Consider the following 12684-nt stretch of genomic DNA (forward strand, 5'->3'; position numbering starts at 1 on the left):
TCCGAGATCTGGACGCCGACCCCCTGGACACCCGATGCCACGTGGTTAGCCTGAGGCCTATGGACCCCCTTCTGCTCGTCCTGCTGCTGGCGGCCGTCACCTCGGCGGCGTGCTGGATCCTGTCCCTCATCACGAAGGACACCTCGTGGGTCGACCGGATCTGGTCGATCGTCCCGATCGCCTACGCCTGGATCTTCGCGGTCGCCGCGTTCACCGATGGCGCCGACGCCACCCGATCGGTGCTGATGGCAGCGCTCGTCACCGCGTGGGGCGCGCGGCTGACCTTCAACTTCGCCCGCAAGGGCGGCTACTCGGGCATGGAGGACTACCGCTGGGCGATCCTGCGAAAGCGCATGACGCCGATGCAGTTCCAGCTCTTCAACCTCTTGTTCATCGTGCTCTACCAGAACGCCCTCCTCGTACTCATCTCACTGCCCGCGCTCGTGGCCTGGCAGCACCCGACACCGCTCACCGGCTGGGACATCGCCCTGGCCGCGCTGTTCGTGGCGTTCCTCGTCGGCGAGACCGTCGCCGACCAGGAGCAGTGGGACTTCCACCAGGCCAAGAAGCGCGCCGGCGGCACGCTGGAGCCCGGGTTCGCCACCACCGGGCTCTTCCGGCTCAGCCGGCACCCGAACTTCTTCTTCGAGCAGGCGCAGTGGTGGGTCTTCTACCTCATCGGCGCGGTCGCCGCCGTCTCGGCGGGCCTGGGCGTCTGGGGAGGCCTGCTCAACCCCACGATCGTCGGCCCCGTGCTGCTGACGGTGCTGTTCATCGGCTCGACGATCTTCACCGAGTCGATCACCGCCTCGAAGTACCCGGCCTACGCCGACTATCAGCGGCGCACATCGATGCTCGTGCCGCTGCCGCCGCGACGGGCGGCAGCGACGACCCATGCCTGAGAATCAGGCGGAGGGCCACTGCCAGGTCTGCAGGCGCCCGCACATGCCGTAGCCGCGCTCGCCCGGCGTGCGTTCACCGCGCACGACGGCTGCCGCGGCCATGAGTCCCGGCTCCCCCGCGGCGAGCGCGTCGAGCTGCGCGCGGGTGCGCTCGGTCTCGGCGGCGACGGTCCGATCCCACCGCTCCTGCCACTGACCCACCCGGCCCCGCACGAGGCCGACAGCCGCCGCGTGCAGATCGGCGAGGGCCGCCGCCCCGTCCCGCTGCACCGCCTCGCGCAGCGCCAGGTAGCCGGCGATGGCGAGATCTCGGCGCTCGCGGGCGGCAGCGGCGCGCCCCTCCCCGTCGGGCAGCGTCGCCGCCGCGGCGTAGGCAGCCGGGTCGGCGAGCACGTCGGGCGGGAAGGTCATCACCGCATCACCCGCCTCGGGGAGGCCGGCGTTGGACATCACGACCAGCAGCCGCAGCCCGCCGTCGTTGACGAGACGGTGCACCGTGCCGGGCGAGAACCAGAGCACATCGCCCGGTGCGAGCGGATGCACCTCGGCACCGGCGGCCGAAAGGGTCTCGACCGAGCCGGTGCCGCCGACGACGATGTAGCCCTCGCTCGAGGCGGTGTGCAGGTGCGGCGACCCGCCACACCTGCCGTCGACGGCCTCGGCGTCGTAGACCATCAGATCGCTGACGGCCACCCCTCCGGGAAAAAGCGGCGTGGTCATGCGCCGCTCGCGATCACGTCGCGAACGGCTCCCGCGAGCCCGGCGGCATCGTCCGCGCCGCCGTCGGCGATGCCCACGCCGTACCGGAACGCCGCCGTCTCACCGGGTTCCACCACCAGCTCCTCGCTGAAGAAGGGCGCGGGGTTCAGGCACGCGAACTCCTCGGAACGGGCGAACCACTGCGGCGGGTGCTGCGGGTTGTCCGCGGCATCCACCATCACGATGAGCGACTCCGCGTCGACCTCGTCGTGCCGTCCGACGAACGCCATCCATTCGTGCCGCTGGCCGCGCACATCGTTGCCGGAGCCGGTGCCCGAAGCCGTCACGAGCGTGCCGCCGGTGAACGACCTCGGACCGCGCCAGAACAGACCCCCGTACCCGGCGTTCTCACGCCCCCGGGTGGTGGGCGAGCCGATCGGGATGGGCGCGTCGGTCACGTTCGTCATCGCGGTGTCGACGGTCAGCGCCCAGGCGCCGCCCTCGAGCGTGCGTGCGGTGATCGCGCGCCGCTCGGTGAAGAGGTGGATGCCGCCCTCGCTCGCCCAGTCCAGGTCGTGGGCGAAGCGCACGACGCCGTCGGCGTCGACGTCGAGCCGCTCGATGCGGCGATGCGCCTGCGTGCCGTCGTTGGGCAGCTGCACGTACGACTGGCCCTGCACGTAGGTGGGGCCGCCCCAGAAGTTCTCGTCGCCGACGACCGGGAGCGACCAGGCGATGCCCTTGTGCCACACGTGGTCCCACGGGCGGTAGAGGCTCATGAGCCGCCCCGAGCGGGTGCGCAGCGGATGCAGGTAGGGCTTGGGCGACTCCAGCTGGGGCGAATCGGGCACGTACGTGTAGCGCAGCAGCTCGACATCGCCGTCGCGGACGGTGAAGGCGGTGGCGTCGTCGTGGTCGATCTCGAGGCTCATCGGGTGGTCTCCATCGCGGGCTTGACGGGCGGCCACGGCACGGCGCCGCCGGCCATGGACTGCAGGAACGGGTCGTCGCCGGCGATCTCGCCGGCACGCACCGGCACCCCGCGGAAGGCCGATGCGTACGTGGCGGCGGCGAACTCGAGGGTGCGGCGGGCATCGTCGGCGTCCACCCCGGGCGTCGCCCCGGCGGCGAGCGCGTCGACGATCGCGGCGATCTGCGCCCGGTGGCCGCTGGCGCTGCCCTCGGGCGCGCTCTCCCACAGCTCGGCGAGGTGCTCGTGCCCGGGGGCGGGGGTGAAGGTCCAGTCGGCGTCGGTGTAGCCGTACAGGTGCTCCAGCTCGACGGTGGCGTGTGCGAAGTCGAACCGCAGCCGCGACGTCTCCCGCGGCGAGACGATGGAGTTGACCACCGTCGCGAGCGCGCCGTTGTCGAACTCGACGAGCGCCATCGACACGTCCTCGGTGTCGGTGGGCAGCTGCTGGCGGGCGGCGAACGCGGTGAGGCGCGACCAGGGGCCGAGTACGGCCAGCAGCAGGTCGAACTGGTGGATGCCGTGACCCATCGTCGGCCCACCGCCCTCGATCTCCCAGCGGCCGCGCCAGGGGAGATCGAAGTACCCGGGGCCCCGGTGCCACAGCGTCTCGCACGTCGCGACGAGCGGGCGGCCGAGCGTGCCGTCTGCGACGAGGCGCATCAGGCGCTGCGCGCCCCCGCCGAAGCGGTGCTGGTACACCGTGAGCGCCGGCACCTTCGTCTCGCGCGAGACCGCGACCAGCTCGTCCATCTCGGCGAGGCTCAGTGCCGTCGGTTTCTCGATGAGCGCCGGCACGCCGGCGCGTAGCGCCGCGATCGCCAGCGGCACGTGCGTCTGCGGCGGGGTGCAGATGTGCACGAGGTCGAGCTGCTCGGATGCGAGCAGAGCGTCGGCGTCCGGGTAGACCGCGGCGGCTCCGAAGCGCTCGGCGAACTCCCCCGCCCGGTCGGCGTCGAGGTCGACGACGGCGGCGAGCACGATGCGCGGCGCCAGGTCGGTCACCGCCTGCGCGTGCGCGTGCGCGATGCCCCCCGTTCCGATGATCGCCGTCCGCAGGGGTGGGGGTGTGGCATCCGTCATGTTCGCTCCTTCGCGTGGTGATCGTCGGTCGCCGCGGGGGCGCGGTGTCAGGCGAGCCCGGTCTGGGTCATGTGCAGGCGGGCGTAGCGTCCGTCGGCGGCGAGCAGGTCGTCGTGCGTCCCCTGTTCGACGATGCGGCCCTGCTCGAGCACGACGATGCGGTCGGCCATGCGCACGGTCGAGAGCCGGTGGGCGACGACGAGCGTCGTCCGGCCGCGCATGAGGCGTCCGAGCGCCTCCTTGACCAGCTCCTCGGACTCCGGGTCGAGCGCGCTGGTGGCCTCGTCGAGCAGCAGGATGCGCGGGTCCCGCACGAGCGCGCGGGCGATGGCCAGGCGCTGGCGCTGACCGCCCGACAGCCGCGCGCCGCGCTCGCCCACGACGGCGTCCCAGCCACGCGGCTGCGCGCTGACGAACTCCCAGGCGTTGGCGTCGCGCAGCGCCTGCTCGATGCGCTCGTCGCTCACATCGGGCAGGCCGTAGGCGATGTTCTCGCGGATGGTGCCCTCGAACAGCACCGACTCCTGCGGCACGACCGACACCGACCGCCGCACCGTGCGCAGGTCCAGCTGCTGCATGTCGGCGCCGTCGAGCAGGATGCGCCCCGTCGTCGGCCGCAGGAAGCCCAGCACCATGTTCAGCAGCGTGGACTTGCCCGACCCGGAGGATCCGACGAAGGCGAACGTGCGACCGGCGGGGATGTGCAGGTCGATGTCGTGCAGGGCGTCGTCGTCGGCGCCGGAGTAGCGGTGCGAGGCGCGTTCGAGCACGATGTCGCCCGTCACGGCCGACACGGCCCGCTTGCCCTCGTTCTGCTCGAGGTCGGGCTCCTGCAGCACCTCGGCGATGGAGCGCACCGACTCGAGGCCTCGGGCTCCCACGGGGATCAGCATCAGCAGCTGGGTGAGCCCTTGGGTGAGCAGCGTGAAGTACGTCGAGAGCAGCACGACTTCGCCCGGCGAGATGGGAAGGATGCCGGTGAGCGAGAACACCGCCGCGAGCACGAGGCATCCGACCCCGAGCAGCTGCATGGCCACCCACGAGATCGAGGCGACGTGGCCGTTGAGCATGTCGAGGTGCAGGCCCGCGCGACGCACCCCCTCGGCGCCGGAGCTGACGCGGGTGACGGCGGTTTCCTCCAGGCCGTGCGCGCGGGTGACGGGGATGAGTGAGGCCATCTCGCCGACCCGTGCCGACAGCGTCTCGACCTCGCGGCGGAAGACCTCGTTGCGAGTGCGGGAGCGGTTGCGCATGCCCCAGCGGATGCCGATGGCGATCGGCACCGCGAGCGCATAGACCGGAAGGAACTGGGGCACGGCGATCGCCGTCATCGACAGTGCGCCGATCATGACCATCGTGGCCGACAGCAGCGGATGGGTCACCTGCTGCAGCATCAGCTCGACGTTCTCGACGTCGCGCACCACCTTGGTCTGCACGATCGCGGCGCTCATGCGCGTGTGGTAGCCGATCGACAGGCTCTGCAGGCGCGCCGCGAGGGCGTTGCGCAGGTCCGCGCCGGTGTCGCGGACGACCGTCATGAAACTGCGCGTGTAGAGGATGTGGTTCGGGTAGTTCTGCAGCAGCAGCACCACCGCCAGCGCGAACCACCAGAGCACCGCGGTGACCTCGCCCCCGCCCGCGACGATGTCGATGATGGCGGCGGTGATGACCGGGAGGAACCACATCGGGATCTCTTTGACCGCGAACGCGCTCACCGCCAGCGCGATGCGTCCGGGCCGGCGCGCGAGCAGCCGCAGCACCGATCGGGCCGGATGAGCGCCGTCGATCAGGTCCAGTGAGCTGGAAAGCGGTTTCCGTGGCACGATGTCCATCGTAGTGACGGCACCTCGCCCGTGGCACGCCCCCGGACGGATTCCTTCGGAGACACCATGAACTATCACCTCGCCGGCGATTCGACGGTCGCCCCGATGAAGCCCGGAGAAGAGCCCATGGCGGGCTGGGGCGAAGCGCTCGGCGAGGCGATCGGGCAGTCGGTGCGCAATCACGCGTTCGGCGGCGCCACCACGGAATCCTTCGTCGCCTCGGGGTCTTGGGCGGCACTCCTTTCCGAGGTCGGCCCCGGCGACACGGTCGTGATCCAGTTCGGTCACAACGACCAGAAGGACCCGCAGCTGGCCGCCCGCGGCGGCTACGCCGACAGGCTGCGCGGATTCGTCGACGATGTGCGGGCGCGCGAGGCCGTCGCGGTGCTGTGCACGCCGTGCGAGCGCCGCTGGTTCGACGGGGAGCGGGTCACCCCGACCCACGGCGACTACCCCAACGCGGTGCGCGACCTCGCCGCGGACCTCGGGGCGCCGCTGATCGATCTGACCGTCTTCACGACGTGGCTCTACGAGGATCTCGGGGATGCGGCATCCACCCGCCTGCTGTCGCACTATGCCCCGGGCGAGACGGCCGCCTGGCCGGAGGGCCTCGCCGACGACACGCACTTCCGCCTCGAGGGGGCACGGCGCATCGCCGCGTTCGTCGCCCGCTCGCTGCGCGCGATCGAGCGCCGGGACGGCGACGCGCCCGCTCGCGGCTCCCAGTTGGTCAGCTGAAGGGCAGCGCCGTGGGCCGCGCCCGTCCGGCATGCGTCACCGTCGGCCATCGCGGGTCGGCCGTGAGCACCTCGATACCGTCATCGCCGATCAGCACCGTGTCCTCGACCTTCGCGCCGGGGGCACTGGGATTCCACGCGAACGCCTGGTCGGCCACGATCGGGTCCAGGGTCTGGGCTGTGGCCCGCGGGTCGCGGCCCGCGTACCCGGTGGGACCGCCCTGGTGGTGGCGGGTCCACTCCTCGTCGTCGAATCCGTGAGCGGCGTAAGCGGCACAGCCCCGCGCGAACGCATCGGAGAGGACGGCGCCCGGCCGCGTGGCCGCGAGGAAGTCCGCCTCCACCGCGAGGATGCGCTCGTCGTCGGGCCCAGCCGCACCTACCCACCGGGTGGCGTTCGCGATGAGGCCGTGCCGCCGACCGCACACCACGAGCATCGCCCGGTCGCCCAGGGGCGCGTCGGTCGGCAGCGGGTGACGGTGCCCCAGCCGCGAGCGGCCCGCCACGAGGATCACGAGCGGGTCGATGCCGCGCGCGACGAGCGCGGCGGCCAGCGCCGACGCCGCGGTGCGCTCGGTGCTCCCCGGTGTGAGTGTGCGCGCGGCATCCGTCATCGCCTCGGCCGTCTGCCGGCCGAGCGCGCGGTACCGGTCACGCTCGCCCGGAAGCAGGCTCGCGCGCGCGGCGCGCAGCGGGCCGGCGAGGACGGCTTCGGTCATCGCCGGGCCGACGGCGGTCGCGGCGTCGGTGGGAGGGGTCTGCCACGGCACGCGCACGATGCGCGCCGCGTCGTCCGGGAGCAGCTCCTCCTCGGCGAGGCGGTCGGCCTCGTTCGCCGCGACGAACAGGTGGTCTCCGTCGTCGTCGACCCGCACCGCGAGCACCGGCGGACCCGCGAGCGACACGTGGGTGCGTACGCCGTCGAGGTACCACGACACCGCCTCGTGCGAGGTGAGCACCAGCGCACCCGCGCCGGCGTCGGAGCGCACCCGGGCGAGGCGCTGCTGCTTGACTCGTCGATCTGCGGGGGAGGGCATGCGGCATCCGTTCGGGGAAACGATTTCTCGACATAGTATGGCCTGGGGACACCAGATCGGAACGGAGCGCGTCATGCGCAGGACGTCGAGCAAGGCCACCATCACCGACGTGGCCCGCCAAGCGGGCGTCTCGCTGTCGACGGTGTCGCGCGTCATGAACGGCAATGCCACGGTGGACGCCGAGCTGGCCGAGCGAGTGAGAGCCGCCGCTGTGGACCTCGGCTACATCGCCAGCCCGCTCGCCCGCAGCCTCGTGCTCGGCCGCACCCAGACCATCGCCGTCGTCGTGCCGGACCTCGCCAACCCGACGTTCCAGGAGATCCTGCGGGGGCTCAGCCGGGCGGCCGCGGGCGACGGCTATCACGTGCTCATCGCCGACTCGGCCGAGCAGGTCGACGAGGAGCGGGTGCTCGCCGCCGAGACGCGACGGCGCACCGACGGCGTGGTGCTGTGCGCCCCGCGCATGCCCGACGACGAGCTGGCCGCGCTCCTGCCCGCGCTCTCCCCCGCCGTCGTGATCAACCGACCGCCGCAGAGCGGCGTGCCCGTGGTGGCCGCCGACTATCGCTCCGCCTTCGCCGACCTGATCGACCACCTGTACGGGCTCGGCCATCGCCGGCTGGTCTACCTCGCCGGTCTCGCCCGCAGCGCCTCCAACGCGGCGCGGCTGGCCGCGCTGGCCGACGCCCGGTCGGCCCACGCGGACCTCGAGATCGCCGAGCTCCCCTGCGGCGTCGACTTCGACAGCGGCGCCGCCGCTGCGGGGGCCGTCCGCCGCAGCGGGGCCACGGGCGTGCTCGCCTTCAACGACCTCGTCGCGATGGGCCTGATGTCGGCCCTCGCCGATCGGGGCGTGCGGGTGCCCGAGGACCTCTCGGTCGCGGGCTTCGACGACATCCCCTTCGCGCAGTACACGACGCCGCCCCTGACGACGGCCGCCGTGCCGGCGTCCGACCTCGGCGGCCGCGCCTGGCAGGCGATGCACGCCCTGCTCACCGGCGACCATGCCGAGGAGGCGGTCTCGCTCACCCCGCGCCTGATCGTGCGCGGGAGCACCGGGCGCGCTCCGGAGTGACGCCGACGGCCGCCCGCCGGCGCCACGCACGATGACCGTGCTACCCTCAGAAAACGTTTCCTGACCATCCCACACGAGGGCTCCCGATGACGAAGACCCGCTACGCGCTCCTGGGCGCCGGACACCGCTCCCAGATGTACGTCGACGCGATCACGGGCGACTACGCCGACCGCGCCGACCTCGTCGCCGTGTGCGAGCCGAACCCGGCGCGCGCGGCCCACGCCGTCGATCGGGCCGTCTCTCGGGGTGCCGCCGCCCCCACGGTGTGGCAGCCGGATCGGCTCGAGGAGATGATCGCCGCCGAGCGCATCGACCGGGTCATCATCTGCGCACGCGACGACCTGCACGCCGAACTGATCGTGCGCTCCCTCGATGCCGGCGCCGACGTCGTCGTCGAGAAGCCCCTCACGATCGACGCCGCCAGCGCCGCCGCCATCGAGGATGCCGTCGCCCGCACCGGCCGCGCCGTGGTGCTCACCTTCAACTACCGGTATTCGCCCCGCAACAGCGCGCTGCGCCAGGTCATCCAGGACGGCCTCATCGGCGAGGTGACCTCGATCGACTTCTCGTGGATGCTCGACACCAAGCACGGCGCGGACTACTTCCGCCGGTGGCACCGCGAGAAGGAGCACTCCGGCGGGCTGCTGGTGCACAAATCCAGCCACCACTTCGACCTCGTGAACTGGTGGATCCGCCAGCAGCCGCGTCGTGTCTACGCCTCCGGTGGGCTGCGGTTCTACGGTGCCGACAACGCCGCCCGGCGCGGGCTCGGCGATCGGCCCGAGCGGGGCACGCACGAGGGTGACCACGACCCGTTCGAACTCGACCTGCGGGACGACCCTCGGCTGCAGGCGCTGTACCTCGACGCCGAGCAGCACGACGGCTACCTGCGCGACCGCGACGTCTTCGGCCCGGGCATCACGATCGAGGACAACCTCGCCCTGGTCGTCGACTACTCCGGCGGCGCGACGCTGTCGTACTCCCTCAACGCCCACGCACCGTGGGAGGGCTACCAGGTGGCCGTCAACGGCACCCTCGGCCGCGCCGAGCTCGAGGTCGTCGAGCGGGGCGCCGTGCTCGTCGACGAGGGCCTGCACCCGGTCATCGACCCGAGCGCCGTGGATGCCGCAGGCTCGGCATCCCTCCGCCCTCAGGGCGAGCGCCTGCTGGTGCAGCGCCACTGGGAAGAGGCCGTCGAGATGCCGATCGTGAACGCCGCCGGCGGGCACGGCGGCGGCGACGCGCTGCTGCTGTCGGACGTCTTCGTCGGCCCCGGCGACGACCCGCTGGCGCGCCCCGCGGACTGGACCGACGGCCTGCGCTCGATCGCGGTCGGGATCGCCGGCAACCGCTCGCTCGAGACCGGACTGCCGGTGCGTATCGACGAGCTCGGCATCGCCCTCCTCACGGAGACGGGGCGATGAGCCGCATCGTCGTCACCGGCGGCGCGGGCCGCCTCGGCCGCAGCCTCGCCGCGGGCCTGGCCACGGCCGGGCACGACGTGCTGTCGCTGGACCGCGACACCTCACCCGCCCTCACCGGGGCCGGCGTCGAGCAGCTCACGATCGACCTCACCGACGCGCGCGCCACCCACGACGCCCTCGAAAGCGCCCGCGCCGACGCCGTGGTGCATCTCGCGGCGATCGCGGTGCCCTTCAGCGCGCCGGAGGACGTGATCCTGCGCACCAACGCCGCCCTCGCCGTCTCGGTGCTCGGCGGCGCGGTGGCCGCAGGGGTGGGCAAGGTGGTCGCGGCATCCAGCCCGACCGTGCTCGGCTACAACGCGCCGACGGGGTGGGTGCCCGACCGGTTTCCGCTGGACGAAGAGACCCCGGCCCGCCCGTGGAACGCGTACGCGCTGTCGAAGCTCCTCATCGAGCAGACGATCGACATGCTGCGGCGTCAGACGGGCGATGCGGTGCGGTTCGCCTCGTTCCGGCCCTGCTACGTGCTGACGCCCGAGGAGTGGGCCGGCGCACCGACGCAGCAGGGGCACACCGTGCGGGAGCGCCTGGACGACCCCGCCCTGTCGGCGCCGGCGCTGTTCAACTACGTCGACGCGCGCGACGTCGCCCGCTTCACCGACACGCTGCTGGCCGCCCTCCCCGACATCCCCAACGGCGAGACCTTCTTCGTCGGCGCCGACGACGCCCTCGCCCGGGAGCCCCTCGCCGAGCTCATGCCGCAGTTCCACCCCGGCACCGAGGCGGCCGCCGCGGTGCTCACCGGCACCGCGCCCGCCTTCTCGACCGCGAAGGCCCGCCGACTGCTGGGCTGGACGCCGCAGCACCACTGGCGCGACGAACTCGCCGAGACCCCCGCTGACCGAAAGGACGTGCCCGCGTGAACTTCGACGGCATCCTCTTCTTCCCCGTCACCCCCTTCGACACCGCGGGGCGGGTGGACACCGAGCTGCTGGCCACACACGTCGCCACCGGCCTCTCCCACTCCCCGGGCGGGATCTTCCCCGCCTGCGGCACGGGCGAGTTCCACGCGCTGAGCGCCACCGAAGCGGCTGCGGTCGTCCGCACCGCCGTGGACACCGTGGCCGGCGCCGTGCCGGTCGTCGCGGGAGCAGGCGGACCGCTCGGGCACGCGCTCGAGGTCGCCCGCGGTGCGGCCGACGCCGGCGCCGACGCGCTGCTGGTGCTGCCGCCCTACCTCGTCGGCGGGCCGCAGGCCGGTCTCGTCGCCTACGTCGAGGCGGTCGCCGCGGCATCCGACCTGCCGGTCGTCGTGTACCACCGCGGCAACGCCCAGTTCACCCCCGCGTCGGTGCGACGCCTGCTCGAGAACCCGAAGGTCGTCGGATTCAAGGACGGCGTCGGCGACATCGGCACCGCGCAGCTGATCGTGCGGGCGGTCGCCGAATCGGGCCGCGACGATTTCGCGCTGTTCAACGGCCTGCTCACCGCCGAGCTGACTCAGGGCGCCTACCGCGGCATCGGCATGCCGCTGTACTCGTCCGCGGCCTTCGCGATGATCCCCGAGGTGGCGAACGCCCACTACCGCGCGTACGTCGACGGCGACGAGGCTCGGCGCCTGGCGCTCGTCGACGGCTTCTATGCTCCCCTCGCGGCCCTCCGCGACGAGACCCCCGGCTTCGGCGTCTCGCTCATCAAGGCGGGCCTGCGCCTGAGCGGCCTGCCCGTCGGCGGCGTCCGGCCGCCGCTGGTGGACCCGACGCCCGAGCAGGAGGCGCGGCTCGCCGAGATCCTCGACGCCGGGAGGGCGCTGCTGTGACGACCATCGCCTCGCTCGACGCGCGCCTCGTGCGCGTGCCGCTGACGCGCCCGTGGGGCGCGGACGTGACGAGCGTCGGCGTGATCGCAACCCACCTGGTGCGCGCGGACGGCGCCGAGGGCTGGGGATTCGCGTGGACGCCGCAGATCGGCGCCGAGGCGGTGCTCGCGCTGCTGCAGCACGACATCGCCCCCGCCGCCGTGGGCGGCTCGGCAGAGCCGGGCGAGGCGTGGCAGGGCCTGTGGGAGCACCTGCACGAGGCGGGCGGCGGCGGCGTGACGACCATCGCGCTGGCCGGGCTCGATCTGGCGGTGTGGGATGCCGCGGCGCGCGTGGCCGACGGCACGGTCTCCGACCTGCTGGGGCGGCATCGCGCGTCGGCGGGCGTCTACGGCAGCGGCGTGAACCTGCACTACCCCCTCGACGACCTGGTCGCCCAGGCCGAGCGGTGGGTCGCCGCCGGCTTCGACGCGGTGAAGGTCAAGGTAGGAAAGGCCGATGCGGCCGAGGACCTCGAGCGTCTCCGCGCCGTCCGCGAGGTCATCGGCCCCGATCGCGCCCTCATGATCGACGCCAACCAGCGCTGGGACCTCGACCAGGCGACCCTCACGCTCGAGGTGCTCGCCGAGGTGCGCCCGGCGTGGATCGAGGAGCCGCTGCGCGCCGACGACCTCGCCGGTCACGCCGAGCTCGCCCGGCGCCTGGATGCCTCGTCCCGCCTTCCCATCGCGGTCGGCGAGAACCTGCACACCGCCCACCGGTTCGGGGATTTCCTGCGCGCAGGTGCCGCGCAGATCGTGCAGCCGAACGTCGTGCGCGTGGGTGGCATCACGCCATTCCTGCGCATCGCCGCCGTCGCCGCCGACCACGGCGCGGCGCTGCATCCGCACCTGCTGCCGGAGCTCTCCGGCCAGCTCGCCCTCTGCCTCCCGCCCGCCGAGGGCCTACCGGCGCCACTGGTCGAAGACGTCGAAGACGCCGGCTTCGGCACGCTCGGTGCCCTCGCCGATCCCTCGCCCGTCGCGATCGCCGACGGACGGCTGACCGAGACCCCGCACGCAGGCCTGGGCCTGCGCTTCGCGTGACACCCTCGTTCCCGCCACGAAAGGAACTGC

The 12684-nt window shown here is 72.9% G+C and carries 12 protein-coding genes; 7 read left to right on the top strand and 5 right to left on the bottom strand.

The window, feature by feature from the left end; translation table 11 throughout:
• The first annotated feature begins 59 nt into the window (after positions 1-59).
• Positions 60-902, top strand: a complete 843-nt coding sequence (locus QNO14_RS13065) for a DUF1295 domain-containing protein (protein WP_257505634.1) — start codon at positions 60-62, stop codon at positions 900-902.
• A 3-nt stretch (positions 903-905) separates the two neighbouring features.
• Here QNO14_RS13065 and QNO14_RS13070 read toward each other — a convergent pair whose 3' ends face one another.
• The 4 genes from QNO14_RS13070 to QNO14_RS13085 are packed head-to-tail and all read right to left on the bottom strand — an operon-like array spanning position 906 to position 5477.
• Positions 906-1622, bottom strand: coding sequence for a cupin domain-containing protein (locus QNO14_RS13070; protein WP_257505635.1), 717 nt, complete (start codon positions 1620-1622; stop codon positions 906-908).
• Positions 1619-2533 carry a DUF6807 domain-containing protein gene (locus QNO14_RS13075; protein ID WP_257493997.1) on the bottom strand — a complete coding sequence of 305 codons (915 nt, stop codon included), beginning with the start codon at positions 2531-2533 and terminating at the stop codon, positions 1619-1621. Before QNO14_RS13075 ends, QNO14_RS13070 begins: the two co-directional genes overlap by 4 nt.
• Positions 2530-3654 (bottom strand): Gfo/Idh/MocA family protein, encoded by a 1125-nt coding sequence (locus QNO14_RS13080; protein ID WP_257505636.1) that lies wholly within the window; start codon positions 3652-3654, stop codon positions 2530-2532. Before QNO14_RS13080 ends, QNO14_RS13075 begins: the two co-directional genes overlap by 4 nt.
• Before the next feature lie 47 nt (positions 3655-3701).
• Positions 3702-5477, bottom strand: a complete 1776-nt coding sequence (locus QNO14_RS13085; RefSeq protein WP_257505637.1) for an ABC transporter ATP-binding protein — start codon at positions 5475-5477, stop codon at positions 3702-3704.
• A gap of 66 nt (positions 5478-5543) precedes the next feature.
• Here QNO14_RS13085 and QNO14_RS13090 point away from each other — a divergent pair, with 66 nt between their 5' ends.
• Complete coding sequence (locus QNO14_RS13090) at positions 5544-6215, top strand: rhamnogalacturonan acetylesterase (RefSeq protein WP_257505638.1); 672 nt, start codon at positions 5544-5546, stop codon at positions 6213-6215.
• Here the strand turns inward: QNO14_RS13090 and QNO14_RS13095 are convergent.
• Positions 6208-7251, bottom strand: coding sequence for a M24 family metallopeptidase (locus QNO14_RS13095; protein ID WP_257505639.1), 1044 nt, complete (start codon positions 7249-7251; stop codon positions 6208-6210). The two genes, QNO14_RS13090 and QNO14_RS13095, sit on opposite strands and share 8 nt — an antisense overlap.
• 73 nt (positions 7252-7324) lie before the next feature.
• Between QNO14_RS13095 and QNO14_RS13100 the strand changes: the two genes are divergently transcribed.
• The 5 genes from QNO14_RS13100 (at position 7325) to QNO14_RS13120 (ending at position 12654) form a co-directional block, all read left to right on the top strand.
• Complete coding sequence (locus QNO14_RS13100) at positions 7325-8326, top strand: LacI family DNA-binding transcriptional regulator (RefSeq protein WP_257505640.1); 1002 nt, start codon at positions 7325-7327, stop codon at positions 8324-8326.
• 86 nt (positions 8327-8412) lie between these two features.
• Positions 8413-9750 (top strand): Gfo/Idh/MocA family protein, encoded by a 1338-nt coding sequence (locus tag QNO14_RS13105; RefSeq protein ID WP_257505641.1) that lies wholly within the window; start codon positions 8413-8415, stop codon positions 9748-9750.
• Positions 9747-10673 carry an NAD-dependent epimerase/dehydratase family protein gene (locus tag QNO14_RS13110; RefSeq protein WP_257505642.1) on the top strand — a complete coding sequence of 309 codons (927 nt, stop codon included), beginning with the start codon at positions 9747-9749 and terminating at the stop codon, positions 10671-10673. Before QNO14_RS13105 ends, QNO14_RS13110 begins: the two co-directional genes overlap by 4 nt.
• Positions 10670-11569 carry a 5-dehydro-4-deoxyglucarate dehydratase gene (locus tag QNO14_RS13115; protein WP_257505643.1) on the top strand — a complete coding sequence of 300 codons (900 nt, stop codon included), beginning with the start codon at positions 10670-10672 and terminating at the stop codon, positions 11567-11569. Before QNO14_RS13110 ends, QNO14_RS13115 begins: the two co-directional genes overlap by 4 nt.
• A complete protein-coding gene (locus tag QNO14_RS13120) occupies positions 11566-12654 on the top strand; it encodes a mandelate racemase/muconate lactonizing enzyme family protein (protein ID WP_257505645.1) in 1089 nt (362 codons plus the stop codon). Before QNO14_RS13115 ends, QNO14_RS13120 begins: the two co-directional genes overlap by 4 nt.
• Positions 12655-12684 lie beyond the last annotated feature (30 nt).

The sequence above is a fragment of the Microbacterium sp. zg-Y625 genome, from assembly GCF_030246925.1.
Taxonomy (GTDB): domain Bacteria; phylum Actinomycetota; class Actinomycetes; order Actinomycetales; family Microbacteriaceae; genus Microbacterium; species Microbacterium jiangjiandongii.

Bases quoted from the DNA above. Each gene is read 5' to 3' on its own strand.
- QNO14_RS13080 (WP_257505636.1), bottom strand. From the start codon at position 3,654: ATGACGGATGCCACACCCCCACCCCTGCGGACGGCGATCATCGGAACG.
- QNO14_RS13070 (WP_257505635.1), bottom strand. From the start codon at position 1,622: ATGACCACGCCGCTTTTTCCCGGAGGGGTGGCCGTCAGCGATCTGATG.
- QNO14_RS13100 (WP_257505640.1), top strand. From the start codon at position 7,325: ATGCGCAGGACGTCGAGCAAGGCCACCATCACCGACGTGGCCCGCCAA.
- QNO14_RS13090 (WP_257505638.1), top strand. From the start codon at position 5,544: ATGAACTATCACCTCGCCGGCGATTCGACGGTCGCCCCGATGAAGCCC.
- QNO14_RS13065 (WP_257505634.1), top strand. From the start codon at position 60: ATGGACCCCCTTCTGCTCGTCCTGCTGCTGGCGGCCGTCACCTCGGCG.
- QNO14_RS13105 (WP_257505641.1), top strand. From the start codon at position 8,413: ATGACGAAGACCCGCTACGCGCTCCTGGGCGCCGGACACCGCTCCCAG.
- QNO14_RS13095 (WP_257505639.1), bottom strand. From the start codon at position 7,251: ATGCCCTCCCCCGCAGATCGACGAGTCAAGCAGCAGCGCCTCGCCCGG.
- QNO14_RS13110 (WP_257505642.1), top strand. From the start codon at position 9,747: ATGAGCCGCATCGTCGTCACCGGCGGCGCGGGCCGCCTCGGCCGCAGC.
- QNO14_RS13075 (WP_257493997.1), bottom strand. From the start codon at position 2,533: ATGAGCCTCGAGATCGACCACGACGACGCCACCGCCTTCACCGTCCGC.